Origin of the sequence: Caldicellulosiruptor sp. F32 (genome assembly GCF_000404025.1) — a bacterium.
In the GTDB taxonomy this organism is placed as follows: domain Bacteria; phylum Bacillota; class Thermoanaerobacteria; order Caldicellulosiruptorales; family Caldicellulosiruptoraceae; genus Caldicellulosiruptor; species Caldicellulosiruptor saccharolyticus.
The window spans coordinates 1-26,643 of sequence record NZ_APGP01000095.1 but is presented as its reverse complement, the minus strand read 5'-3'; the positions used below and the strand labels follow the sequence as shown (position 1 = coordinate 26,643).

26 protein-coding genes, 2 pseudogenes and 1 riboswitch are annotated in these 26,643 nt (G+C 34.9%); of the genes and pseudogenes, 25 read left to right on the top strand and 3 right to left on the bottom strand.

Translation table 11 applies throughout. The features are described 5' to 3' along the window. From H964_RS13085 to H964_RS12210, 22 genes and pseudogenes are all read left to right on the top strand, one after another. Window positions 1–270 (top strand): annotated as a pseudogene (locus tag H964_RS13085) (IS200/IS605 family accessory protein TnpB-related protein); the annotation flags it as partial. Window positions 271–304: 34 nt separating this feature from the next. Then, complete coding sequence (locus H964_RS08910) at window positions 305–1,801, top strand: HD-GYP domain-containing protein (protein ID WP_237738256.1); 1,497 nt, start codon at window positions 305–307, stop codon at window positions 1,799–1,801. 61 nt (window positions 1,802–1,862) lie between these two features. Continuing rightward, window positions 1,863–2,447, top strand: a complete 585-nt coding sequence (locus tag H964_RS08905; RefSeq protein WP_039766800.1) for an ANTAR domain-containing response regulator — start codon at window positions 1,863–1,865, stop codon at window positions 2,445–2,447. Window positions 2,448–2,460: 13 nt separating this feature from the next. Then, window positions 2,461–3,144 (top strand): gamma-glutamyl-gamma-aminobutyrate hydrolase family protein, encoded by a 684-nt coding sequence (locus H964_RS08900; RefSeq protein WP_039766798.1) that lies wholly within the window; start codon window positions 2,461–2,463, stop codon window positions 3,142–3,144. Window positions 3,145–3,148: 4 nt separating this feature from the next. Beyond that, window positions 3,149–3,931, top strand: coding sequence for a mechanosensitive ion channel family protein (locus H964_RS08895; protein WP_051109329.1), 783 nt, complete (start codon window positions 3,149–3,151; stop codon window positions 3,929–3,931). A 48-nt stretch (window positions 3,932–3,979) separates the two neighbouring features. Next, a complete protein-coding gene (locus tag H964_RS08890; RefSeq protein WP_039766796.1) occupies window positions 3,980–5,698 on the top strand; it encodes a proline--tRNA ligase in 1,719 nt (572 codons plus the stop codon). A 121-nt stretch (window positions 5,699–5,819) separates the two neighbouring features. Then, the gene (locus H964_RS08885; protein ID WP_039766794.1) at window positions 5,820–6,446 is read left to right on the top strand and encodes a cyclase family protein; all 627 of its coding nucleotides are present in this window, start codon (window positions 5,820–5,822) and stop codon (window positions 6,444–6,446) included. A 112-nt stretch (window positions 6,447–6,558) separates the two neighbouring features. Then, window positions 6,559–7,185 carry a phosphoribosyltransferase gene (locus H964_RS08880; RefSeq protein ID WP_039766791.1) on the top strand — a complete coding sequence of 209 codons (627 nt, stop codon included), beginning with the start codon at window positions 6,559–6,561 and terminating at the stop codon, window positions 7,183–7,185. Between the two features lie 100 nt (window positions 7,186–7,285). Next, complete coding sequence (locus H964_RS08875; protein ID WP_039766789.1) at window positions 7,286–7,810, top strand: helix-turn-helix domain-containing protein; 525 nt, start codon at window positions 7,286–7,288, stop codon at window positions 7,808–7,810. 20 nt (window positions 7,811–7,830) lie between these two features. Next, window positions 7,831–8,742 carry a hypothetical protein gene (locus H964_RS08870; RefSeq protein WP_039766787.1) on the top strand — a complete coding sequence of 304 codons (912 nt, stop codon included), beginning with the start codon at window positions 7,831–7,833 and terminating at the stop codon, window positions 8,740–8,742. Window positions 8,743–8,783: 41 nt separating this feature from the next. Further along, window positions 8,784–9,632 (top strand): hypothetical protein, encoded by an 849-nt coding sequence (locus tag H964_RS08865; protein WP_237738255.1) that lies wholly within the window; start codon window positions 8,784–8,786, stop codon window positions 9,630–9,632. An 8-nt stretch (window positions 9,633–9,640) separates the two neighbouring features. Beyond that, window positions 9,641–9,733, top strand: a riboswitch (NiCo riboswitch). A gap of 96 nt (window positions 9,734–9,829) precedes the next feature. Further along, window positions 9,830–10,687 (top strand): cation diffusion facilitator family transporter, encoded by an 858-nt coding sequence (locus H964_RS08860; protein ID WP_039766783.1) that lies wholly within the window; start codon window positions 9,830–9,832, stop codon window positions 10,685–10,687. Window positions 10,688–10,837: 150 nt separating this feature from the next. Beyond that, window positions 10,838–11,326, top strand: a complete 489-nt coding sequence (greA, locus tag H964_RS08855; RefSeq protein WP_083931504.1) for a transcription elongation factor GreA — start codon at window positions 10,838–10,840, stop codon at window positions 11,324–11,326. A 23-nt stretch (window positions 11,327–11,349) separates the two neighbouring features. Beyond that, window positions 11,350–12,837, top strand: a complete 1,488-nt coding sequence (gene lysS / locus H964_RS08850) for a lysine--tRNA ligase (RefSeq protein WP_039766780.1) — start codon at window positions 11,350–11,352, stop codon at window positions 12,835–12,837. A gap of 115 nt (window positions 12,838–12,952) precedes the next feature. After that, window positions 12,953–13,954 carry an acyl-CoA dehydratase activase-related protein gene (locus tag H964_RS08845; protein ID WP_039766776.1) on the top strand — a complete coding sequence of 334 codons (1,002 nt, stop codon included), beginning with the start codon at window positions 12,953–12,955 and terminating at the stop codon, window positions 13,952–13,954. A 16-nt stretch (window positions 13,955–13,970) separates the two neighbouring features. Continuing rightward, window positions 13,971–15,122: a 2-hydroxyacyl-CoA dehydratase gene (locus tag H964_RS08840; protein WP_039766774.1), complete on the top strand. Its 1,152-nt coding sequence runs from the start codon at window positions 13,971–13,973 to the stop codon at window positions 15,120–15,122. After that, window positions 15,119–16,078: an acyl-CoA dehydratase activase gene (locus tag H964_RS08835; RefSeq protein ID WP_039766772.1), complete on the top strand. Its 960-nt coding sequence runs from the start codon at window positions 15,119–15,121 to the stop codon at window positions 16,076–16,078. The genes H964_RS08840 and H964_RS08835 overlap by 4 nt, the downstream gene beginning before the upstream one ends. A gap of 182 nt (window positions 16,079–16,260) precedes the next feature. Further along, window positions 16,261–16,983 (top strand): M20/M25/M40 family metallo-hydrolase, encoded by a 723-nt coding sequence (locus H964_RS08830; RefSeq protein WP_039766770.1) that lies wholly within the window; start codon window positions 16,261–16,263, stop codon window positions 16,981–16,983. 254 nt (window positions 16,984–17,237) lie between these two features. Further along, window positions 17,238–18,119, top strand: a complete 882-nt coding sequence (gene ilvE, locus H964_RS08825) for a branched-chain-amino-acid transaminase (RefSeq protein ID WP_011916401.1) — start codon at window positions 17,238–17,240, stop codon at window positions 18,117–18,119. Between the two features lie 30 nt (window positions 18,120–18,149). After that, on the top strand, window positions 18,150–19,808 hold the full coding sequence (ilvD, locus tag H964_RS08820) for a dihydroxy-acid dehydratase (protein ID WP_039766767.1): 1,659 nt from the start codon (window positions 18,150–18,152) through the stop codon (window positions 19,806–19,808). 27 nt (window positions 19,809–19,835) lie between these two features. Further along, window positions 19,836–21,494, top strand: coding sequence for a biosynthetic-type acetolactate synthase large subunit (ilvB, locus tag H964_RS08815; protein ID WP_039766765.1), 1,659 nt, complete (start codon window positions 19,836–19,838; stop codon window positions 21,492–21,494). 423 nt (window positions 21,495–21,917) lie between these two features. Continuing rightward, a pseudogene (locus tag H964_RS12210) lies at window positions 21,918–22,031 on the top strand (transposase); the annotation flags it as partial. A 44-nt stretch (window positions 22,032–22,075) separates the two neighbouring features. Here the strand turns inward: H964_RS12210 and H964_RS08810 are convergent. Together H964_RS08810 and H964_RS08805 are read right to left on the bottom strand one after the other, a co-directional pair. After that, on the bottom strand, window positions 22,076–22,663 hold the full coding sequence (locus H964_RS08810) for a VanZ family protein (protein WP_039766762.1): 588 nt from the start codon (window positions 22,661–22,663) through the stop codon (window positions 22,076–22,078). A 28-nt stretch (window positions 22,664–22,691) separates the two neighbouring features. Next, a complete protein-coding gene (locus H964_RS08805; RefSeq protein ID WP_237698987.1) occupies window positions 22,692–23,066 on the bottom strand; it encodes a hypothetical protein in 375 nt (124 codons plus the stop codon). 1,367 nt (window positions 23,067–24,433) lie between these two features. Between H964_RS08805 and H964_RS08800 the strand changes: the two genes are divergently transcribed. After that, window positions 24,434–25,021: a hypothetical protein gene (locus tag H964_RS08800; RefSeq protein ID WP_039766754.1), complete on the top strand. Its 588-nt coding sequence runs from the start codon at window positions 24,434–24,436 to the stop codon at window positions 25,019–25,021. Between the two features lie 236 nt (window positions 25,022–25,257). Here H964_RS08800 and H964_RS13080 read toward each other — a convergent pair whose 3' ends face one another. Further along, window positions 25,258–25,485 (bottom strand): hypothetical protein, encoded by a 228-nt coding sequence (locus H964_RS13080; protein WP_237738254.1) that lies wholly within the window; start codon window positions 25,483–25,485, stop codon window positions 25,258–25,260. Between the two features lie 94 nt (window positions 25,486–25,579). Between H964_RS13080 and H964_RS08790 the strand changes: the two genes are divergently transcribed. Together H964_RS08790 and H964_RS13075 are read left to right on the top strand one after the other, a co-directional pair. Further along, window positions 25,580–26,005, top strand: coding sequence for a hypothetical protein (locus H964_RS08790; protein WP_039766751.1), 426 nt, complete (start codon window positions 25,580–25,582; stop codon window positions 26,003–26,005). Window positions 26,006–26,093: 88 nt separating this feature from the next. After that, window positions 26,094–26,643 (top strand): hypothetical protein (locus H964_RS13075; RefSeq protein WP_039766803.1); only part of this gene is annotated, 550 nt, incomplete at its 3' end.

Genomic DNA, 26,643 nt, shown 5'->3' with positions numbered 1-26,643 from the left:
GGGCCTCTGGGTGGAACAAGTTCTGGTACCTGTGGCAAAGACCACAATCCCTGGCGAGTTCTCAGGGTAGCGGTGGTAACGCCACTTTCCCCTGACAGGGTATTGCGTGACATGTCTGTCCTGAAATCGATATTGGTTTCAGGGCAAGTGGGGAGACCCTTGAGGGCGTGAGTTCCTGCTTCTTGGGGCAGGGGCTATAGCTTTCCCAAATACCGCCTGCTGGGGCTGGGAAAGCTTGAAAGGCGGACTACAAATACCCCAGCTATCTAAACTGTACATTTTTGTACAGTTTAGGTAACCAGGATTGAAATTGAAGACACAAAAGAAATTATTAAGACGATCTTTTGAATTTTTAGTAATTCTTCTCATCTGTTTTCCTTTGGGTATTCAAATTAGTAAACTCTTTTGGAAGCTAAAAAATCCCCTATTTGAATATCTTCAACTTGCAAGTCTTTCTTTTGCCGTATTTTTCTTTTCTATTTTCTATGTACTCAGATACAGTGCTGTTTTAAAACGATATCGACTCTCTGAGAAAAAGCAAAAACTCATTATTAACAAATTAAAGGAAGAAAAAGAAACTATTGAAAAGGGGTATATTAACAGTATTCAGATGAACAAGGAAATGACAAGTATTGTAAAAAGACTAATTGATACCCAAAGAGTACTCAAACAAAAAAATGAGTGGCTAAGAAGCTTTTTTGAGCTTACAACAGAGATTTTGAGCCTTTCAGATGCCTATGAAGTAATCAAACTACTGGGTAGTTTTGAAAGTAAGAACTTAGGATTTTTGAGAATTAGTGTATATTTCAATAATCAAGACAATGTATTTAAACATTTGTGTTATTTCGGGAAAAAAGACCCTGATGAAGATTTGCTGCTAAAAAAGGCAAGAGAAGATGTCAATATTGCTTACAAAATGGAGCAAAGGGATAATCTTCTTAAAATAGCTGTTCCAATGATATCAGAAGACAAGTGTGAAGGCGTTTGCTTTTTTACCATTAGATGTGACTTTTTAGAAAAGGAAGATATAAGTTATTACATAAGTATATGCAATTTCATAACAATAGCAATCAAAAATTCAATTTACTATTCAAATCTAAAGAAGCAGAAATTAGAGATTGAGGATTTGTATGAGAAAAGTACATATGTTAACGAAAAATTAAAAGAGACTATCGAGGAGCTAAATAAGTCAAAGGTTGAGTTGGAAAAGAAAAATGCTGAGATAGAGAGATTTTTTTACGAAATAATCCTTTGTCTGTCAAAGACAATTGAGTACAAAGATGTTTACACAAAAGGACATTGTGAAAGAGTTCAGAGTATTGCTTTAAAGATTGCAGATGAGCTTGGACTTTCTGAGGATGAGAAAGATGTTTTAAAGGTTGCCTGTCTTCTTCATGATATCGGTAAGATTGGTATCAAGGAGGAGATATTAAATAAAAAAGAGCCTTTATTACCTCAAGAGTATGAGGAAATAAAAAAACATCCGTTAATCGGATACAACATACTAAAGGATTTAGACTTTATGGAGAGAATACAAAAAGTTATCTTGCAGCATCATGAAAGGGTGGATGGCAAAGGTTATCCGTATGGCTTGAAAGACGATGAGATTGATTTGTTAGCAAGAATAATTTCTGTTGCAGACGCATATGATGCTATGACATCAGACAGGCCTTATCGCAGAGCTTTTACTAAGGATGAGGCTTTGAAGGAACTTCAAAGATGTGCAGGAAGCCAGTTTGATAAAAATATTGTAGAAAAACTTCTTAGTTTGGCACAAAAAGGAATGGTGATGTTTTTATAGAAAAAAGATATAAGGTGTGTTAAAATTATTTAATATAATATTCGATGGGGTATGACAAAGAATGTATAAAGTAATCTTGGCCATAAGAAATAAAAAGCTATTTGCCATTGTTAAAAGTTCTTTAATAGAAAATGGATACTCAATTGCAGATACAGCTTCTGATTTTTCTGACTGTCTCAGAAAGATAAGGGTGTTAAAACCTGATGTAGTAATTATGGAATATGGATTTAGTATAGGAAGTATGGTTGAGATAATAGATATTCTTAAAAATGACAAAATATGCCCTGTTGTTATTCTTGCGAACCAGGCACAAAAGTCTAACATAGAGAGTGTTATTTTAGAGGATGATGAATTTAATGTATTTTTATACAGTCCATTTAACAAATGGGCTTTTATTTCTTTTGTTGAGATGGTGGTTAGAAATTGGTCAAGATTAAGAAAATTGGAAGAACACATAAAAAAACTGCAGGATGATTTAGAGACAAGAAAACTTGTTGAAAGAGCAAAAGGAATCTTGATGAAAGAGCTAAAGCTTGATGAGGAGCTTGCAATGAGAAAACTTCAAAAGCTCAGCATGGACCACCAAATGCCTATTAAAGAAGTTGCAAGAAGAATCATAGAATGGAAGATGAACAATAAACAGTAGAGGTTTCTGAGAAATGAGGGTATTAGTTTTTGGCGGATTTGACTATGAAAGGTCACGGCTTTATGTTGTAATTAGTTATTTAGAAGTCCTGCTGAGTTTGAATGCCAAGGTTATTATCTTTCCACTTAGCGAGCTTGCAAAGGGAATGATAGAGGAGTACATAAATGAATGTGAGTGTATACTTTTTTGTGGAGGTGAAGATGTTCATCCGAGGTTTTATAAAAAAGAGCCAGAAAGAGGAATAAGAAAGATAAATCTTCTTCGAGATGAGATTGAGATTGAAGCAATGAGACTTTCATATGAGCAAAACAAAAGAGTTTTAGCTATATGCAGAGGTATTCAGGTGATGAATGTTGCTTTTGGGGGGACACTTAAGCAAGACATAGACAAAGAAGGCTATATAAGCCATTTTCAAGATATGGACGGCAGGTTTGGTTATCACACGGTAGAAATTAACGGAAGGGTTTTAAAGGCGATTTTTAAACGTGAAGAGATTTTAGTCAATTCATTTCATCATCAGGTAATTGAAACTGTAGCTCAAGGCTTTTTAGTGGAGGCAACAGCAAAAGACGGTGTGATAGAGGCTATCTCAAGACATGATAGGGACTTTTTTGTGGGTGTGCAGTGGCATCCGGAGCTGATGTGGAAGCAAGACGTTTTACAGTTTGAGCTTTTCAAAGAGCTTGTCAAGGGGTGAGTAAATGACATATCAAAAGATTGGGGAAATACTTTTAAAGTATAGTGGCAAGATACTATACTCTATAATTATCTTGGTGGTTGGTCTTGTGCTTCTAAAATTTTCAAATAAGATGCTTGAAAGATGGAAAAATAGAGAAAAAAGCACTGTAATTCCATTTAACCAAAAACGGATAGACACTCTTGCGGCACTTTTTAAGAGTATTGTAAAATACTCTATATACTTCATTATGATTGTGCTTATACTTGAAAATTTTAATGTTTCAATCAAAACAATATTAGCAGTAGCTGGAATTGGAGGTTTGGCAATAGGTTTTGGTGCGCAGAGCCTTATTCGAGATGTCATAGCAGGGCTTTTTCTGATAATCGAAGACCAGCTATCTGTTGGTGACTATGTGACAATTGACGGGCGAAGTGGAATTGTAAAAGAGATGGGTATTAAAACCATTAAGATTCAGGATTATAACGGCTCAGTTCATATTATACCAAATGGTTCAATAGGTGCTATTACCAACTGGTCAAGACACAACTCAAAAGCAATTGTTGATGTGAAATTAAACACAAAGATGAGCTATGACGAGGTTTCTCAAAAATTAAAAGAGGTGTTTGAGGAAATTGAAAAAGAGTTTAAAGATGACATTGTAACACCGCCACAGATTTTGGGTATTGTTGATACTAACTGGATAGAATACACTTTAAGGATTGTGACAGAAACCAAACCACTGAAACACTGGGATGTTGAAAGAGAGATGAGAAAGAAGATTATAGAAAAACTATTTTTAAACTAAGTCTTTCTACTACAAGACAAAATTTAAGAAAGGGGAAAAAGAGAAGATATGAAGGTATCGGAGCTTTTTATGCCAACAATGAAAGAGACACCTTCTGATGCAGAGATAGAATCACACAAACTTATGCTTCGCTCAGGTTTTATGAGACAGCTTTCATCAGGTATTTACGTTTATCTACCACTTGGATACAGGGTTTTGAGAAAGATTGAAAATATTGTAAGAGAAGAGATGGACAGAGCAGGTGCTCAAGAAGTGCACATGTCAGCTTTGATGCCAAAGGAGCTGTGGGAAGAGTCTGGCAGATGGGCAGTATTTGGGCCTGAGATGTTCAAGATAAAAGACAGAAATGAAAGAGAGTACTGCCTTGGACCAACTCATGAAGAGGCTTTTACTTACATTGTCAGAAATGAGATTACATCCTACAGAGACCTTCCAAAGATTCTGTATCAGATTCAAACAAAGTTCAGGGATGAGAGAAGGCCAAGATTTGGTGTTATGCGCTGCAGAGAGTTTACAATGAAAGATGCATACTCTTTTGACATGAATGAGGAAGGCTTGGATATATCTTACAAGAAGATGTATGATGCATATGTTCGAATATTTAAAAGATGCGGACTTGATGTAAAGATTGTTGAAGCTGATACAGGCGCAATGGGTGGATCAAACTCGCATGAGTTTATGGTACCATCATCTGTTGGTGAGGCAGAGATTGCATACTGCAAGGCATGTGGATATGCTGCAAACTTGGAAAAGGCAGAGTGTTTAGATGAGCCTGTCGAAAATACCGAAGAGATAAAACAAATGCAAGAGGTCTACACTCCAAATGTAAGGACAATTGAAGAGCTTGTGAACTTTCTTAATATAGATGCAAAAAGATTTGTAAAGACAATGATCTACAAGGCAGATGACAGATTTGTCGCGGTTTTGGTCCGGGGCGACAGAGAGGTCAATGAAACAAAACTCAAAAACCTTTTAAAGGCAAATGAGCTTGAGCTGGCGAGTGTTGAAGATGTCGAGAGGATAACTGGTGCAAAGGTCGGGTTTGCAGGTCCTGTTGGACTTTCAATAGAAATCTATGCTGACAATGAGGTAAAATATCTCAAAAACTTTGTGGTGGGTAGCAACAAGACAGATTATCATATAAAGAATGTAAATCTTTCGGATTTTAAAGTAACAAAGTTTGCAGATCTTAGGAATATAACACAAGACGATCTTTGTCCAAAATGCCTATCTCAAAAAGTCACAATTGAAAGAGGAATTGAAGTAGGGCATATTTTCAAGCTCGGCACTAAATACACAGAGGCTTTTAACTGTGTGTACACAGACGAAAAAGGCGAAAAGAAACCTATGATTATGGGCTGCTATGGGATTGGCATCAACAGGACTGCCGCTGCTATAATTGAGCAGATGCACGATGAGGACGGAATAATTTGGCCAATTACTGTTGCGCCATATGAGGTAATTGTGGTGCCTGTAAACATAAAGGATGAACAGCAGAGTAAGATAGCGTTTGAGATTTATGAAGATTTGCAGAAAAAAGGCGTTGAGGTTTTAATTGACGATAGAGATGAAAGGGCTGGTGTTAAGTTCAAGGATGCAGATTTGATAGGAATTCCGTTTAGAGTAACAATTGGAAGAAAAATAGCAGATGGGAGGATAGAGGTGCGAAACAGAAGAACAAAAGAGTCGGTTGAGGTGGACATAGAATCAGCAGTTGAGTTTATTCTAAATTTAATAAATGAGGAAAAAGCAAGGTACAAAGTGTAAGTGAATACAGACGTGAAGACAGTAAAGGGAGCATTGATTGGCACTTTTCAGTGCTCCCTTTTGTTTTTATGGCTATTTTCGTTACTTTACAAAAAATTAAAAGAAAGGAGATTTGAATAATATGAAGATAATCGATGTAAGCCTTGACATCTCCAATGAAACCATTTCATTTCCAGGTGATCCAAAAGTTGAAGTAAAAAGAGTTTTTGACATCACAAAAGGTGATATTGCAACAGTGAGCAAACTCTCTTTGTCTTCACATACAGCAACACATATAGACGCACCTGCACATTTTATAAAAGGTGGGCTGACAGTTGACAAAATTCCTCTTGAACACCTAATGGGCAAGGTAAAGATTTTCGAGGTGCCAGAAGAGGATAGGATAACAAGGAGCTTTCTTGAGAAAAAGCATATTGAAAGAGTGAAAGCTATATTTTTCAAGACAAAAAACTCACAGTATTTAAATTCAAGCAAATTTTACGAAAAATATACGAGCCTTTCGCTTGATGCAGCAGAGTATCTCATAGAAAAGGGAGTAAAAGTTGTAGGCATTGATTACCTCTCAATAGAAGAGTTTGGTTCGGAAGATTATTCTGTTCACAAAAGCCTTCTTTCAAGTGGAATAATAATCATTGAAGGCTTAAGTTTGCTTAATGTTACAGAAGGTGAATATGAGTTTATAGCTTTGCCCTTGAGAGTAAAAGGTTGTGATGGTGCCCCTGCAAGGGTAGTTTTAATAGAAAGATAGATATTGTACCATATTATACCATTTAAAAAGGCACCAGTTTGGTTAAATAAATATTAAGGTGTCTTTTTTATTACTGTAAATGGTTTGTCGAGGAAAAGGAGTGAATTTAAAAATGTACTTTAAAGATAGAGTTGACGCAGGAAGGAAATTGGCAGAAAAATTAAAATCATTCAAGGAAAGACAAGATGTGACTCTTTTTGCAGTTCCAAGAGGTGGGATAGTTGTTGCAAAAGTGATTGCAGACCAGCTTAAACTGCCTTTAGATATAGTCTTAGCAAAGAAGATTGGAGCACCTTTCAACAGAGAATTTGCTATTGCAGCGGTTGATATAAACGGAGATATTGTTTTAAACAGTGAGTATGTAGAATATTTTTCAATGAAAGAGGAGTATATAGAACACCAGAAGGAAAAGGTTTTGGAGAGCCTCAAACAACAGCTTGTCAAGTACAGAGGAAAGCTGGAGTATGAGAACTTGGAAAATAGAATAGCAATAATAGTTGATGATGGCATAGCAACAGGGGCAACCACAAAAGCTTGCATAAGATTTCTTTCCAAATTAAATCCTAAACACATTTATATCGCAACTCCAGTGATTGCTCCATCAACACTAAAAGAACTTGAAAAAGAGTGTGATGGCATTTTTTATCTTATCAGCAGAGAACCTTTCTATGCAGTTGGTCAGTTTTATGTTGACTTTTCAGAAGTTTCAGAAGATAGTATTAAAAAGCTTTTGAGCTAAAAATTTTTAAGAGTTGTGTGCACAAAAATGTTAACATAAAGAAGGTTTTTGTGGTATTATAGAATCAACAAGACTATGTTGTTAAAGTGGGATGAAAAAGATGGATTTTTATAGGATAGGTGATAAAGTTATAAGCCTTCAGAAAATAATTGATGAGGTTAAAAGAATTCTTGATCTGCGTCAAAAGGGGCTTTCACAAATAGAGGTTGCTGAAAAGCTGAAAGTTGACAGGTCATTTATTTCAAAGCTTGAGGGTCTGGATGAGGTCAGAAAAGGCAAAAACATAGCAGCAATAGGCTTTCCTATAAAGAACAAACAAGAGGTTGAAGAAGTTTTGCAAAGTTATGGAATAAACTACTATCTATTGATGACAGAAGAAGAGAGAAATGATTTCATAAATTCACTTTCGGCAGCACAGCTTCTGAATATTATGGGAGAGTATATTAACAACTTTAAGAGTTTTGACATTGTAATTGCAATGGGTTCAGACTTTAGACTTAACTGGTTCAAAGCTTTTTTAAATTGCGAGGTCATAACAATTCCCCTTGGGAAATCTCCTTTAAAGTATGATGTTGAAGTAGATATAGAGACTCTTAAAAAGATTTTGGATACAATTACGCAGTAGAAAAGAGGCGATGATTTTTAATGAAGAGGGTAGTAAGTGTCAGTATTGGTTCAAGTAAAAGGAACCACAAAGTTTTTGCAAATATCAAAGGGGTGGAATTTGAAATAGAGAGAATTGGGACAGATGGAGATATAAAAAAAGCAATTGAGATTATAAAAAGTCTTGATGGAAAAGTGGACGCATTTGGCATGGGCGGAATTGACATTGTACTTTATGGCGGCGGGAAAAACTACGTAATCAGAGAGGCTATTCCTATAAAAAATGCTGCAAAAAAGACACCACTTGTCGATGGTACAGGTGTTAAAAATACATTTGAAAAATGGGTAATAAAATACCTTCAAGAAAACAATATCATAGACTTCAAAGGGAAAACTGCTCTTGTTGTATGTGCGCTTGACAGGTACAAACTTGCAGAAGGGCTTTATGAGGCAGGTTGCAAACTCTTGCTTGGTGATGCACTTTTTGCGCTTGGAATTCCTTTTATGATAAAAAGCTTAAAGACCTTTTACTATCTGGCTGCCTTGCTTGTTCCGTTTATTATTAAACTTCCGTTCAGTATGCTATATCCTAATGATGATAAAAAAGAGCAAGATCCTAAAAATTTACAGAAGTATTGGAAATACTACGAAATTGCAGATATTATAGCAGGTGATTATAAATACATTCAAAAGTACATGCCAGATAGTTTAGAAGGCAAGATAATAATTACTAATACTATTACAAAAGAGGATGTTGAGGACCTTAAAGCAAGAAAACTCAAAATGCTTGTTACAACAACACCGGAGTTTGATGGCAGGTCATTTGGTACGAATGTTGTTGAGGCAATACTTGTTGCCTTAACTGGGAAGCGGTTAGAAGAAATGAGCCAGCAAGAAGTAGAGAAGCTTATAAAAGAGATTGATTTTAAACCAAGAGTGGAAATATTCTATTAATAGATAAAAAATTATGGTTTGGGTTGATTGAAATTTTTACAGTGACATTTTTATTATATGGTGATGAAGAAATATTTTTAAAGGGATCCCCTAAATACTTTCCCAAAATATTAAAAAAGATTCTTCTCAGAAGGTCTCTGCCAAAATATGAAGAGTATATAAGATATATAAACAACATAGAGGTAAAACTTGAATTTTTTATTTTTCCGAAGATAGAAAAGATGACAAAAAAATCTTCGAGGATATACAACTATATTCATCATCAAAGGTCAAATAGCATAGTATTTCTTGACAAGTATTATCATACAAATATCTACATAAACTGTTATCTCACATATTATGTATTAAGGAGCATTTTGAGAAAATATGGATCGACTTTAAAAAATAAGAAAATAGGTGTAATGGGGATTGAAAAAGCAAGAAAAACAGGTTTTCTCTATGAAATTGCAGAGCAGGTTGAAGTTTTATATGTCTTGAGTACTACTCAGCGATTTGAAAGGATAGCCGATGAGCTTTTGGGCGAGTTTGGGACTGTGTTAGTAAAGGCTTATAACTGTGAAGAGATTCTGAATAAAATGGATATTGTTTTTGTGTTTGAGAATATAGAATGTCAGCCTCATCAAGAAAGGATTATAGTATGTTATCCTGAACAAGGAATTATTGAAGATGGGATATTTACAAAAAGGTTTATCTCATTAGATAATGTCAAGGTTGATTTTCTGCCTTTAAAAGAGATTGTTGTGTATGATAAAACGCCTTTTTGCAGTCTTTCACCGGCTATGATAGGAGTTTTGAGTGAGAAACTTCTTTTTACTTATATTACCAGCTTTTCAGAAGCTAAGAGTGTATTTACAAAAAGCTTTTTTGATGTTAAAATAGAATTCAAGTGAAAGTAAATAAAGTAAAAAGTGGTCAGAAAAGAGCAAAAAGTTTGCTCTTTTCGGGCCTGAGCAAAATCAGGCAGCAGGAGAAAAAAGCCTGCGGGACCCATGTTTTTATTAAAACATGAGTCTTCGCAGGATTTTTTTATTCTAAAGCCTCCATTTATAAAAAAGCTAATTTTAGAAAGGAGTTTGAAGAATAGTTTATGGATAAGCAGGGAGCTGCACTTTTGTCAGTTTTTTCAAACACCACATTGATTTTATTTAAACTGATTGCAGGAGTAGTAATGGGGTCGGTCTCTGTTATTTCAGAGGCTATTCACTCAGGGATTGACCTATTGGCAAGTATTATTGCATATTTTTCTATAAGACAGGCAAAAAAACCTGCAGATAGCGACCATCCTTTTGGGCACGGCAAATTTGAAAACGTCTCGGGTGCCTTTGAGGCCATTTTGATATTCTTGGCAGCTACTCTGATAATTTATGAGGCCATAAAGAAAATAATACACAAGGGGGAGATTGAGAGTATAGAGGCAGGTATTGGGGTTATGCTAATTTCAGCTATTGTCAATCTTTTTATATCTTCAAAACTCTTTAAGATTGCCAAAAAAACCGACTCTGTTGCTTTAGAAGCTGATGCAATGCATCTTTTTACTGATGTATTTACTTCATTTGGTGTATTCTTAGGACTTCTTGTAATCAAATTTACACATATATACATCTTAGACCCAATAATAGCTATAATTGTTGCACTGATGATAATAAAGGCTTCTGTAGAGCTTACGCAAAAAGCTTTGTGTGACCTTGTTGACAAGAGTCTTCCTCAAGAGGAGGTAAAAGTGATAGAAGATATCATCAAGAAATACTCGCAGGTGACAAGCTATCACAAGCTCAGAACAAGAAAGAGCGGCGATAGAAGAGAGATTGATGTTCATATACGAATGGAGAACTCAACAACTTTGATTGATGCACACAATCTTTGTAATATGATTGAGGATGAGATTAAAAATGCCCTGCCAAACTCTTATATAACAATTCATATAGAGCCAGAGGATGAAAAGTGAAATCTCAACTTTTCTTTCTTGACATAAAAAGTCCTTTGATTTATAATTGACAAAAGTTAAAATGTTCAAGCATAAATTATATATCAATAAACTAAAATTAATCTTAAAAACGAGATTTCAATTTTCTTCATAGAAAAAGGGGAGGAAAAAATGGCAAGAGAAATGGATACAGCAAAGTTTCAACTTTCACGTGAGGCTTATGAAAAGTACTTAAAAGAGCTTGAAAATCTAAAGACTGTTAAAAGAAAAGAGGTTGCTGAAAAGATAAAGATTGCACGTTCATTTGGTGACCTTTCCGAAAACTCTGAGTACGATGAAGCAAAAGCAGAACAGGCAGCTTTGGAAGAGAGGATTGCATACTTAGAAAAGCTTATAAACAATGCAAAAATAATTGACAAAGATGAAGTTTCAACTGACTTTGTGGGGATTGGTACAAATGTAAAGATTCAAAATGTAGATACAGGTGAGATTGTTGAGTATTCCATTGTTGGCTCAAAAGAGGCAAATCCATTTGAGTTTAAGATTTCTGATGAGTCACCTGTGGGCAAAGCGTTAATGGGCAAAAAAGTTGGAGAAGTTGTGGAAGTTACTGTTCCTGCTGGAAAGTTCAGATATAAGATACTTGAAATATCGAAATAAAAAGACGGAGTTGGTGAAAGGATATGCAGGAGTTTGAGTTTACACAAGAGGAACTAAACGAGCAGATACAAAATAGGATAAAGAAACTAAGAGAACTTCAGCAAAATAAGTACAATCCATACGAAAAGGTAAAGTATGATTCTACTCATTATTCAACAGAGATTAAAGAAAATTTTGAGAAATTTGAAGGTCAGTTTGTCTCTGTTGCAGGAAGAATGCTATCAAAAAGGGGTCATGGTAAAGCTTCATTTGTTGATATTTTGGACCCAAAAGGGAAAATTCAAATTTATATTAAAATTGATGAAGTTGGCGAGGAGAAATACCAGGAGTTCAAAGAATACTATGATATTGGCGATATTATAGGTGTCAAAGGTGAGGTCTTCAAGACACACAAAGGCGAGATTTCAATCAAGGCTAAAGAAATTGAGATGCTTACGAAGTGTCTTAGGCCTCTTCCTGAAAAATGGCACGGCTTGAGGGATGTAGATACAAGATACAGAAAAAGATACCTTGATCTGATTGTAAATCACCAGGTGAGAGACACATTTATTAAAAGGAGCTTAATAATTCGCTCAATCAGAAAATATTTAGACGACAGAGGCTTTTTAGAGGTAGAAACGCCGGTTTTAAGCCCTATTGCAGGTGGTGCTGCTGCAAGGCCATTTATTACTCACCACAACGCACTTGACATTGACCTGTACCTTAGAATAGCAACAGAGCTTCATTTAAAAAGGCTTATTGTTGGCGGGTTTGATAAAGTTTACGAGCTTGGTCGTGTGTTTAGAAACGAAGGTATTTCAATCAAGCACAATCCAGAATTTACAACAATTGAGATTTATCAGGCCTATGCTGATTATAAAGATATGATGAATTTAACCGAAGAGCTAATAACAACTGTTGCAGAAGAGGTTTTGGGAACGTTAAAAATAACATATCAAGGGCAAGAGATTGACTTGACACCACCTTGGCAAAGGCTTACAATGATTGAGGCGATAAAAAAATATGTAGGAGTTGACTTTTCACAGGTATCTTCTTTGGATGAGGCAAGAAAGATTGCAAAAGACCTTGGTATTGAAGTTGAGGAAAACTGGCAGATAGGTCACATTATAAACGAGGTTTTTGAGCAAAAGGTTGAAGACTTTTTAGCTCAGCCAACATTTATTATGGACTATCCAGTTGAAGTATCACCGCTTGCAAAGAGGAAAAAAGGCAACCCACAGTTTACAGAAAGGTTTGAACTTTTCATAACATGCAGGGAGATTGCGAACGCTTTTTCGGAACTAAACGATCCGTTTGACCAAAAAGAAAGGTTTTTAGAACAGCTGAAGGAAAGGCAAAGAGGTAACCAAGAAGCTCACATGATGGACGAGGACTTCATAGAAGCGTTAGAGTACGGAATGCCACCGACAGGTGGGCTTGGCATTGGAATTGACAGGCTGGTAATGCTTTTAACAGATTCTTACTCTATCAGGGATGTTTTGCTCTTCCCGACAATGAGACCAAAAGACTAACCAAGAAAGGGGCAGTTGTTTTTTCAAAAGATAGCTGCCCCTTTTTTTAGACACCTATTTTGGATTGTGTTATAATAGTAAAGGATACAATAGAGGTTAAAGGAGATAAATCTTTATGAAGATAGCGATTCCACATGCACTTTTATATTACTATTATTTTCCGCTGTGGGATACCTTGTTTAAAGAGCTTGGCTTTGAAGTAGTTGACACTGGAATAACAAATAAAGACATTCTTGATAAAGGCTCTAAAGCTGCTGTGTCTGATATTTGTGCGCCAATTAAGATTTTTACCGGACATGTAATAGAGGGTCTTGAAAAGGCAGATTATGTATTTGTACCAAGATTTGCACGAATAAGAAAACCGGAATATTTTTGTCCTAAGTTTATGGGACTTCCTGATATAATTGAAGGAACTGTTGAGGGAAGTCATGGAAGAGTTATTTCGCCAATAATAAATGAAAAAAACAATGAAGATATTAGCTCACCAAAAACATATGATGTATTGACAGATATATTTGGGTTTTCACACAGAGAAATAAGGCTTGCCTTAAAAAAGGCTGAGGAGGTATTTTTAAGGTTTAAAAATTTGCTTCACAGTGGACTTAGCTGTGACAAGGCACTTGAAAGCTATAAGCTACAGCGATGGGAAAAGGATTTGGGAAAGGTCAAAAAAGATGGAGAAGTGACAATTGCTGTTTTAGGATATGTCTATGATGTTTATGACTCATTTATCAGCATGGATGTAATAAAAAAACTGGAAGCAATGAATGTGAATATAAAAACCTTTGAAATGGTACCAATAGATATTGCATATGAAAACCTCAGACACTACAGAAAAAGGCTATTCTGGACGTTTTCAAACAGGGTACTTGGCGCAGGTCTTTTCTATCTCAAAGACCCAGAGGTTGATGGTTTAATTCACGTGACAGCGTTTGGATGTGGCCCTGATGCCATTGTTGGAAGGTTTTTGCAGTATGAAAGCGATGTTGCAGGGAAGCCTTTTACGACCTTGAGGGTGGATGAGCACACAGGCGAAGGGCATATGATAACAAGATTAGAGGCATTTGTGGATATGCTAAAGAGAAAGAAATGGGCAAGTGTTTCGCGTGGAGTTTAGTGCGGAGGTAATTAAAATGAAGGTATCGTTTCCGTATATGGGTTCGGCGATTGTATATAAAAAACTTTTTGAGTTTTTAGAGCATGAGGTTATAATGCCCCCAAAACCAACGCAGAGGACAATGGACCTTGGTGTAAAATACTCACCCGAGTTTGCTTGTATTCCTTTAAAGATGGTCATGGGCACATACTTAGAGGCTATTGAAAAGGGCGCAAAGGTGCTTGTGACTTCTGGTGGGCACGGACCTTGCAGGGCAGGTTTTTATGGTGACACTCACAGGAACATTTTAAAGTCGCTTGGTTATGACGATGTTGAACTTATAATATTCGACGCACCACAGGATAACTGGAAGGCATTTTGGAGAAATGTCCAAAAAATCCGAAATGGTGTTCCATGGCCTAAAGTAATAAACAGAATGTATACATTATACAGGTTTGTCCAGAAGTTAGATGAGCTTGAAAAGATGGTTCAAAAGATAAGACCTTATGAAATCAATAAAGGTCAGACAACTCAAGTGTGGAATGAGATCCAAGAAAAGTTTGACAAGATAAAGACGCGAAAAGAGCTTTATAAGGCATATGAAGAGTGTAAAAAAATGCTTCTTAGCATTCCAACAAAAGAGGTTGATGAGAAAGACAAAATTAGAGTTGGAATTGTTGGTGAGATTTACGTTGTTATGGAAAGTTCAATTAATTTTGGCATAGAAGAGATTTTAGGAAATCTTGGTGTTGAGGTTGAAAGAAGCTTATATCTTTTTGAGTGGATAAACGACAATTTGGTCCCATGGGCACTTCGGCCGAAGAGGTTTAAAGAGATAATTAAAAAAGGACAAAGATATATAAAGATTCTGATAGGTGGGCATGCAGTTGAAACAGTTGGACATATTATAGACTTTAAAGAAAGAGGGTTTGATGGAATTGTACACCTAATGCCGTTTGCATGCTTGCCTGAGCTTGTGACACAAAGCTTGATTCCAAAGATTTCAAAAGAGGTTGATATTCCAATTCTATCTTTGCCAATTGATGAGCAAACAGGAAAGGCAAATATGCTAACAAGAATAGAAGCCTTTGTTGACCTTTTGAGAAATAGAAAGAAAGGAAAGACAAATGAGGTGCTTGTAAATAATCTCCAACAACATGCTGATGAAGAAAGGGTTGTCATGGTATGAAGAGTATTTACATAGGCGTTGATGTTGGTTCTGTGTCTACAAATGTTGTTGCGATTGACAAAGATGTAAATGTCCTTTTTAAGACATATATCAGGACAAATGGGCAGCCAATTGACTCTGTTAAAGAGGGAATACGGCAACTAAAAGAGAGTCTTGGAGATGTTGAGGTCTTAGGGGTTGGCACAACTGGTTCAGGCAGACAGCTTGCAGGAGCAATCTTGGGTGCGGATGTTATAAAAAACGAAATAACAGCACATGCGACAGCCACAATCCATTTTGTTCCAAATGTTAGGACAATCTTTGAGATAGGAGGACAGGACTCAAAAATAATAATTATCAAGGACCAGATGGTTGTGGACTTTGCAATGAACACTGTATGTGCAGCTGGCACTGGTTCTTTTTTGGACCATCAGGCTGAAAGGCTAAAAATTCCAATTGAGCAGTTTGGTGACTTGGCACTGTCAGCAAAAAATTCTGTCAGGATTGCAGGAAGGTGTACTGTGTTTGCAGAGTCAGATATGATTGCAAAGCAGCAGTTTGGATTTTCAAAGGCTGAGATTATAAGAGGACTTTGCGATGCGCTTGTGAGAAATTACTTGAACAATGTTGGAAGGGGCAAAAACTTAGAACCACCGTTTGTTTTCCAGGGCGGAGTTGCAGCAAACAAAGGTATAAAAGCCGCATTTGAAAGAGAACTAAAAAGTGAAATTATTGTCCCCGAACACTTTAACGTTATGGGGGCAATAGGTAGCGCAATATTGGCAAAAGATTATATTGAGAAAACCAAAGCAAAGACAAAATTCAGAGGCTTTGATGCAGCAGATATTGAATTTACAACCTCATCTTTTGAGTGCAAAGGATGTTCTAATAGGTGTGAGGTTGTAAAAGTCTCAATGGAAGGAAAAGTTATTGCAATGTGGGGAGACAGGTGCGGCAAGTGGACAAATTCTTTATAAAATATTTTCTCAATAAAATATTTTCCCAGCCATGGGCGAATCCCATGGTTTTTTAGTTTTCAATGAAAAATTTTTATATATTCTCACCAAAAAAGTGATATAATAAAACTAAAGAAACATTTAAAAAGGTACCATGCCATGTCCGAGGGGTAAGAGATTATATAAGATCACTTCTTTTAAAGATGTGCGCGATAGAGTCCTACCCTGGCAAAGAGGAAGAGCTGAAAGAGTTTGTAGAAAATGAACTGAGTGAGATGCTGGTTTTCTATGATGATGACAAGCAAAACAATCTATTTGGTGAAAGAGGAAAAAATCCAAAAGTACTTTTAAATGCCCATCTTGACTCTGTAGGAAGTGAAGAGATGGGCAAAAACTGGATGATGGAAGTAGTTTACGACGAAAAAACCGGCAGAATAAAAGGAAACGGTACAAGACCAATAGGCGCTGATGACAGATGCGGAATTGCAATCATTTTGGCTCTTTTGAGATTTACCCACTACCAGTTCAAATTTCTCCTCACAACTTCCTGCGAAGACGAACATAGAGGAGTAAAATTTTTCATTGAAAACCATCCAGAGTTTTTCAAAGGTGTAAATCTTGTGATTGGCCTTGACAGACGGGGTTTTGGCGATGTTGTCTGCAGCTATGGTGGCAAAGATGTATGTTTTAAGAAAGAATGCATTGACAAGGTAATTGAAATAGGCAAAAGTTTAGGAATTCCTGCAAAGAAAGAAAAAAGTCCTCACATTGCCGATATAAGATACATCGTTGACAGGTTTGGAATAAGCAGCTTTTGTCTTTCTGTTGGTTATTACAATCCTCACACCCCATCTGAATATGCAGTGTTGGATGAGGTTGTCAAGACGTACAAGTGGATGTGCAGAATTTTAGAATGTATGCAGTAAAGCTTTTTAGGACCTCAGTTTTGAGGTCTTTTTCTTTTTTATTATTGTCTTTCTAATTTCTCTTAGGTATAATGTATAAAAATAACTTCAACTTTTTATATAGTCTCTTCTCAGAAGAAAAAATCATTAAAAAAATGCAAAGTGGTACAAAAAAACATGTCGACATAAGTTTTTAAGTGTTATACAATAAATAATTAATCATCTTTTAGTTTTTTCTGAAAAAATTAATAATGCACATAGGGGGAAATGTTTCGATGGAAGAAAAACTAATATACATCGATGGGGAGTTTTATAAAAAATCAGAGGCAAAAGTGTCAGTGTTTGACCATGGGTTTTTGTACGGCGATGGGGTGTTTGAAGGGATAAGAGTTTACAATGGAAAGATTTTTAAATGTAAAGAACATGTGGACAGGCTATATCAAGCAGCAAAGGCTATTTACATGGAAATTCCAATATCAAAGGAAGAGATGATTGAGGCTTTAAAGAAGACATGTAGAGTTAATAACATAAAAGATGGGTATATAAGGCTTGTTGTGTCACGCGGTGTTGGTGATTTAGGCCTTTCACCCACTAAATGTCCAAAACCAACTATTGTTATCATTGCTGATTCTATTGTCTTATATCCACAGGAAATGTATGAAAAGGGAATGAAGGTTATTACTGCCTCAACAAGAAGAAATAGTCCTCAGTGTTTAGACCCTCAGATAAAGTCATTGAACTATCTAAATAACATCTTAGCAAAGATTGAGGCAAACATGGCAGGTGTACCAGAGGCTATAATGCTCACACAAGATGGTTATGTTACAGAGTGCACAGGAGATAACATCTTCATTGTCAAGGATGGTGAGCTTATCACACCACCTGTTTATCTTGGAGCTTTGGATGGTATTACAAGAAGAACTGTGATGAAACTTGCAAAAGATCTTGGTATTCCTGTGTATGAAAAAGTGTTTACACTATTTAACCTTTACAATGCAGATGAATGTTTCTTTACAGGCACGGCAGCAGAGGTTATAGCAGTCACAGAGGTTGATGGAAGAAAAATAGGCAATGGTGAGGTTGGACCGATTACAAAAAAACTAATGGAAGAGTTCAAAAAACTTACACTTGTTGATGGTGTTGATATATATGACTAAAGTATTCTTTTAAAGGAGCTGTGAAAAATAATGAGGAGTGACATTGTAAAAAAAGGTTTTGAAAAAGCGCCTCAGCGCTCGCTTTTCAAGGCAATGGGATATACAGATGAAGAACTCAAAAGGCCTTTGATTGCTGTTGTAAATTCATGGAACGAAGTGGTTCCTGGGCATATTCACCTTGATAAGATTGCAGAGGCGGTAAAAGCAGGTATAAGGCTTGCAGGTGCAACACCTATAGAGTTTAACGTAATTGGTGTGTGTGATGGAATTGCAATGGGTCATATTGGAATGAAGTACTCTCTCATCACAAGAGAACTGATTGCAGACTCAATTGAAGCAATGGTAATGGCACATCAGTTTGATGGCATGGTCTTGATTCCAAACTGCGACAAGATTGTACCAGGAATGCTGATGGCTGCAGCGAGAGTGAATATCCCAAGCATACTTATAAGCGGCGGTCCAATGCTCGCTGGTAGGGTAGATAATAAGGTGTGTGATTTGAATTCTGTGTTTGAAGCAGTAGGTGCGTACTCTGCTGGCAAGATTACCGATGAGGAGCTTTTTGCTCTGGAAGAGAATGCATGCCCTGGTTGTGGTTCTTGTTCTGGCATGTTCACAGCAAACACAATGAACTGTTTGAGCGAAGTGCTTGGAATGGCTCTTCCTGGGAATGGCACAATTCCGGCTGTGATGGCAGCACGAATCCGCCTTGCTAAAATGGCCGGGATGAAGATAGTTGAGCTTGTAGAAAGAGACATAAAACCATCTGATATTTTAACAATTGAGGCATTTGAAAATGCCTTGACAGTTGATATGGCGCTTGGTGGGTCAACAAACACTATTCTGCATCTTCCTGCTATTGCAAATGAATTAGGGATAAAACTTAACCTTGATATTATAAACGACATCAGTGACAGAACACCCAACCTTTGCAAGCTCTCACCAGCAGGGCATTACCACATCGAGGACCTTTACTTTGCGGGCGGCGTTCAAGCTGTTATGAATGAGCTTTCTAAAAAAAGTTTGATTCATTTAGATCTTTTGACAGTTACAGGGAAAACTGTGGGAGAGAATATCAAAGATGCAAAAGTTAAAGATTACAATGTTATCAGGCCAATCGACAATCCATATTCTGAAACAGGTGGGCTTGTGATTGTAAGAGGCAACCTTGCACCAGATGGTGCTGTTGTCAAAAAAAGTGCTGTGCCGCCAAAGCTAATGAAGCACAGAGGACCAGCGCGCGTGTTTGAAAGCGGTGAAGAAGTGTTTGAGGCAATCTTGAAAGGGAAAATTCAAAAGGGCGATGTGATTGTTATAAGATACGAAGGTCCCAAAGGCGGACCGGGGATGAGAGAGATGCTCTCACCCACATCAGCACTGGCAGGTGTTGGACTAATTGAAGATGTTGCACTCATCACCGATGGAAGGTTTTCTGGTGCAACACGAGGCGCTTGTTTTGGCCATGTATCACCAGAGGCAGCAGAGAGAGGTCCGATTGCAGCTGTGCAAGATGGAGATATCATCTCGATTGATATAGATAATAAAACTCTTACTTTAGAAGTTTCTGAAGAAGAAATAAAAAGAAGGCTTGAAAGCCTTCCACCATTTGAGCCAAAAGTGAAGAAAGGTTATCTTTACAGATACTCAAAACTTGTAAGGTCGGCATCAACCGGTGCTATACTTGAATAAAAATCTTATTTTGGGGGTTGTGTTATTTTGAAGCTGACAGGTGCAGAGATTATTATTGAGTGTTTAAAAGAACAAGGGATAAAAGAGGTATTTGGGTATCCGGGCGGTGCTGCCCTGAATATCTACGATGCTCTTTATAAACATCAAAATGAGATAAAACATTATTTGACATCGCACGAACAGCATGCCTCACATGCAGCAGATGGGTATGCTCGTGCCTCTGGCAAGGTTGGGGTTGTGTTTACAACCTCAGGCCCCGGTGCAACAAATATCGTCACAGGTATTGCAACAGCCTACATGGACTCAGTTCCAGTTATAGCAATAACAGGTCAGGTGCCAACAAATCTACTTGGTAAAGATTCTTTCCAAGAGGTTGACATCACAGGTATTACTATGCCAATTACAAAGCACAATTTTATTGTAAAAGATGTAAATGTTTTAGCCGATACCATTCGACGTGCATTTGAAATTGCGCAAAGTGGAAGACCGGGACCTGTTTTGGTTGACGTATGCAAGGATGTTACTGCGCAGTATGCTGAATATGAGAGAAAGGAACCAAAAAAAATTAGGAAAAAGGTTTTTGCAACACAAGAAGAGATAGAAAAAGCGATTGAGCTTATAAATTCAAGTCAAAGACCTTTTATCTGCTCAGGCGGAGGGGTTATTTCGTCAGAGGCTTCAGAAGAGCTCATTCAATTTGCAGAAAAGATAAATGCGCCAGTTGCAACAACTTTGATGGGTGTTGGCGGATTTCCATCAACTCATCCTAACTATACAGGGCTTGTTGGAATGCATGGAAGTTGTGCTTCTAACTATGCAGTTTCACACTGTGACCTATTGATTGCTATTGGTGCGAGGTTTTCAGACAGAGTAATAAGCAAGGTAGACAGGTTTGCACCAAATGCAAAGATTATTCACATTGATATTGACCCTGCTGAGATTGACAAAAATGTAAGCACAGACATTGCGCTTGTTGGCGATGTAAAGCAGATATTAAAAATCTTGGTTGAAAATGTACAGAAGAAGACTAACACAGACTGGATAGAGATGATTTATGAATGGAAGAAAAACTATCCTTTGAGCTATCCTCAAGATGGCAAGCTTCATCCACAGTATGTTGTTGAGAGAATTTCTGCTCTTACCAACAACGATGCAATAATCACAACAGAGGTTGGACAAAACCAGATTTGGGCAGCACAGTTTTACAAATACCAAAGGCCAAGACAGTTTATTTCTTCTGGTGGTCTTGGTACAATGGGTTATGGTTTTGGTGCAGCAATTGGAGCAAAGATAGCAAGGCCGGACAAAGTAGTAATTGATATTGCAGGTGATGGGAGCTTTAGGATGAACTGTGGCGAGCTTGCAACGGCTGTTCATTACAATATACCTGTGATAGTTGCACTACTTAACAATGGTGTTTTGGGCATGGTACGCCAGTGGCAGGATCTTTTCTATGGAAAAAGATTTTCACAAACAACCCTTGATAGGCCACCAGATTTTGTAAAGCTTGCAGATGCATACGGTGCACTTGGCATAAGAGTTACATCACCAGATGAGGTTGACGGGGCTATTTTAAAAGCGTTAGAGGCAGGAAGACCAACTGTAATTGACTTTGTAATTGACAAGGACGAAAAAGCGCTGCCAATTGTCCCACCCGGCGCGCCAATTGATGAGATTATTGATTAGAAAAGACCAATAAATGGATTATGATTTTTTACAGCGTTTTTTGTATTAATTATTATAGCGCGGAAATATATCAAAAAATAATAAGGTAGGAGAAGAATGGTAGAATATTATATTACCGGTATTTTTTATCTTTTTGGTTTTGGGAATTATAGATTAATTTGACTTGAAAAAAGTACTTTTAATGAGATAGCAGTATTCTTATTTGTTTTATATTTATTATATTTAAACACAATAATAACACACAAATACAAAAAAGAATAAATACATTAAAATGTAAAGTTAGAAAATCAAGTTCAAAATAAAAATAAAGATAAGAGGGGCTTTTCACAAAAAATTTGAAAAGCCCCTCTTATAACTATTAAATATCCAAAAAGATTGTTGTCAATATTATCATTTTAACGATGAATTGATTGCTTACAAAACAAATTAGTTGCATATTTTGGTTTAACCCTCTCGGTAGTTCAATCATGGCAATTTGTTGGCACGAAGAACAAAATATCAAAAAGAGGTTCAGAAATATTGCGAAGAGTATTGTTCTGCGGTAAAAAATATATTCAAAATTTTTTAAAAACCTCTTGCTTTTAATTAGCTGGTCTTTTTTTGTTATTAAAAAAGTTTTTTATTTGGGGTATGTTGAATATCAAGATTCCTGTAAGATAACCAAGTAAATTAATTATAATGTCTAAAATATCAAATACACCCCTTTTTGTTAAAAACTGTAACAATTCAACTACTATAATCCATACTAAAAAAATAAAAATTGTGATTTTTGGTTTATTTTTTATTCTAAAAGAAAGGTAAAAACCAGCTGGCAAATACAAAATGAAGTTTTCAATTATTTGAGATAAACTATAATTAATTATTTCATTTAAATTAAAGTTGATGTAATGTTCTGATCTGCTTATCCGGAAAAAGCTAAGCGAAATAACTAAAACAATATAACTGGTAAATAAAATATCTAACATGAAATAATATAATTTTCCGTTAAATATAAGATGCAAGAGAGAAAACAATAAAAAAGCTACAAAAACTCTCAAAAATATAAAGCTAAATGCTTCAATTGAAAAATGTAACCAGATATCATCTAAAACATAATAACATAAAAACATTGACAAAACAAGAGAACATATAACTATAAATGCATTTTTTAAGATTTCTTTAAGTTTCATAATGGTCCCCCTGCTAAAATTTCTAATATTACTTATCGTCATATACAATACCATCAAAATCTACATTATCTTTATAAGTGGACTGGAAGTATATTTTATAAGTTCCGTCAGAAAGCTCAGTAAATGGAAGTGTATAATATGATGTATCATTTGGACTAACTTGAATTGTTTGAGCTTTATTACTTACAGCCTTGTATCCCAACCATTCTTTTTTAAGAGGAGTTAATTTCATTTCAGCATATGTCCCAGTATTCCATCGAGTTGATTTAGTTATTCTGTGATAACAATAAAAATCACCTTTTGTAATTGTAAAACTGTCAACAGATTCTTTGCCGACATCAGTAAATCCTGTTCCTTGATAAGTGTCTAATTTATTTGATAGTGCAAAGACAATGTTGGTCATTAATGGTAAGCAAAATATTGCAGTTAAAGTAAGAATAATAAGATATACTTGTTTCTTGTTATACATTGGCAATCACACACCTTTCTATTTTTAGTTATTATAAAAAATTTTTGTTGCTATTATTATATACTCTAATATTGATGAAGTCAACAATATATACCAGTAACCTGACAGCAATGCTGTAAGAATGTATAAATGTCTATCTAAGTATATTAAACTAAATCAATACATTGTGTAAAAAATATTATTCTGTTAGGTTATAACAGGAATTTGGAAATAAAATACAGTTTTAATGATAAACCATTTACAATTGAATTTTCAAAATTTCAAATGTGATAAACTAACAAATAATTATAGATTGCTCTATAAAAAATAATTATTTTTATCTTTCAGTTAGGAGAAAACTAATTTATTATGTTTCAACAACAGAAATGAGTGTTAATAGCAAACGACAAAGTAGTAGAATGGTATTTAATGTAAAGATTTTAAGAAACAAAAAATATTTAAATTAGTTTTTTCAGAAAAAATTAAAACAAGAAAAAACTAATAATACAAAATTAAAAGTTAAATTTGCAACTATTAATAAAATTTTCTGTACATACGGGGAAGATGCAAGAATAGTTAAAAAGTAACCTTATCTTTAACCTATTTGAGTATTTTCTGAGAAAACCATTACAGAAGATGAAGCGGTGGCTACTTTTGATGTAGTTGTTTCAGATATTGAATATTAATAAAGGGACTTCCACAAACGATAAGTTTGATATGCTCTACTTTTAGTAAGCAATAAAGAGACAAAACTTTTGATTAAAAGGGAGCATATTTTTTTAGTAAAAGTATTTAAATTAATTTTTAATTTTAAAAATCGAGAAAATCGAAGAGATTTAAAGTTAATTAAAGAAATATGTATTTTTTGCTCAAAATTTAGCTAAAAATTGGCTAAAAAAAGAAAAAACGGGATTGACAAAGAGAAAATATATAAGATATGATTTACATAAAAATTCCAAGAAGAGATTTACAGAAGAAATAATTTAAGCATAGAATAGTCTTAAAAAAAAATAAAAGAATGAATATATAAAAAATCAAGTTGATTGAAAAGATAAAAAGAAGATGCTATTATGTAAGGCACAAGATATAACAGACTGTGCTCAAGAAGGCTTATCAACAATTTGTTTGCAGTGTAGGGGAAATAGATGAGCTGAGAAATGTATGAGATGCAGATAGAGTTTTAAATAGGCCTCGTGTGATATTTGAAAAATCTTTAGAATAAAAAAATTAGAATTTTTTAAATCTAAGCCCTAACCTTTTATCAGCCGGCTGAAAAAGGTTGAGATAAATATCAAAACAAAAAAGAGGGGGTTATTCGTTAATTGAAAAAAACTTATTTGTGCAATATTTTAGTAATTATTTTTTTAGCATATTTAATTTTGAGCGTGATTATAGGAGGCTTTTTGTTTAGTAGAATAAACAAATTGGAAGTGTTTAAAGTCAATTATAATGCAAAAATTATTAATATATTTTTTGTCGAATATTCTCATAAACTCTCTGATGCAAGTGATATTCTGGAATATCTCATCAAAGATGAAAATATGGATTTTTCATATCTAAACGGAAGACTTGAGGCATATTTTTTAAATAATACATTGACGATGTTAATTGCAAAAGAGCCAAACATATTTGAAGATAAGGAAATAGGTAAAATAATTAACTCAAGATATGGATTAATTATCAAAATTGTTGATTTTCTTAAGAAAATTAAGACAAAAATAGTTGACCATAAAAATAAAGAAAAAATTATTTATATTAAACCTGATATTGAAAAGACAATATTTTTATTAAATGCTTTAAACGAAGATTTGCAGTCATTCAGAAACTCAAAAACCAAAAAAGTATATGAAGAATATGAAAAAGAACTCTTAGAATGTATAGCAAGAGTTGAGAAAAATATTTTTCAATAACTTTGGTGCAATCATAGAATAAAAGTTAAAATATGTCAATTAAACTAAAAAGTTTTCTATTTTTCTGAAAGAAATTTTTTGTAATATTTTTCAATACTATAAAGATTAATCACTCCACTGATACTTGAAAATAAAATTATAGTTTTGAATAACAATACAATACCGTCAAAATCTATGTTATCTTTATAGATTGACTGAAAATATATCTTGTAAGTTCCATCAGAGAGTTCAGTAAATTAAAGTGTATAGTATGAGGTATCGTTTGGATCAACTTTAATTGTTTGAGCTCTATTGTTTACAGCATTGTATCCCGACCATTCTTTTTTAAGAGGAGTTAATTTCATTCCAGCATATGTTCCTGTATTCCATCGAGTTGACTTAGTTATTCTATGGTAACAATAAAAATCACCTTTTGTAATTGTAAAACTATCAACAGATTCTTTTCCAACATCAGTAAATCCCATACCTTGATAAGTGTCCAGTTGATTTGATAGTGCAAAAACAATGTTGGTTATTAGTGGTAAGTTAAATAATGCGAATGGGAAAATTAGGAGGTGTATGTTAATAAGAAGTCTTAAATTAAAAAGTTTAATTTCAGTACTATGTTTATTTGCTTTTGCTTTAACGTTTGTATTTGCACTAGCAGTAAGCGGTTATTTCAACGTAATATTGCCAGCTTTTAAAGGTGATGTAAAAATTAATGGAGCAAATAAAGTAACAAATGATCAGTTTGTACAAGTAAGAGTTATTAGTAAAGGAACTTCATTGTTAAGTAGTAACAACCAAGTAGATTTCTGGGTCACTGATTCAAATGGTAATTATCTTACAAATGTTGTAGCAGTATCTCCTCAAAACGGCACTGTTAATATTGGTTTTAATACTAACAATTATATTAAGAGTGGAACCTATATCAATTTATGGGCTCAAAATGACGCTGTAGATGTTGTGTCTGTCCAAGCAAGTGGTTGGTATGACTTGCGCTAAGTTTAATAAAGCTAATTTGTAGGGTTATAGCATTTATTGCTATAGCCCTACATTATCAAATGTTTGGGAGTGATTGTAATTGATTAATATGTTAAAATATGAATTGAAAAGGTTATTTAGTAGAAAGGAATTTTTTATTGTAATAGTAATTGCTTTTTTTTACATAAGTGTAGATTTTATTTATCATTCAGTAATGTTAATCAATTCACCTTTTTTTGAACTACCATCTGCATATCAGATGTGGTTGTTGTACAATAAAGTTCGTGGATACTGGGGGCAACTATTTGCTTATTTCTTAATTCCGTTATTTGCAACCATACCGTATTCAGATTCATATTTAGAGGATAAAAGGGCAGGAGTTATAAATTATATTATTACGCGTTGTAATAAAAGAGTATATCTTTTTTGTAAGGGAATAGTTGTCTTTTTCTCTGGTTTTATTGTAGTTTTTGCAACATTGCTTTTTGATCAATTATTATGCTTTTGTCTATTGCCAGTTTATTCTCCGTCGGAAAACGTATTTAACCAACCAACATATAATGCTTATCAATTTTTAAGTACAGTACAACTTCCAAAATTGCATTCGATAAATCCTTATTTACATAATTTATTTTGTATGCTTTTAAATGGCGTTTGCG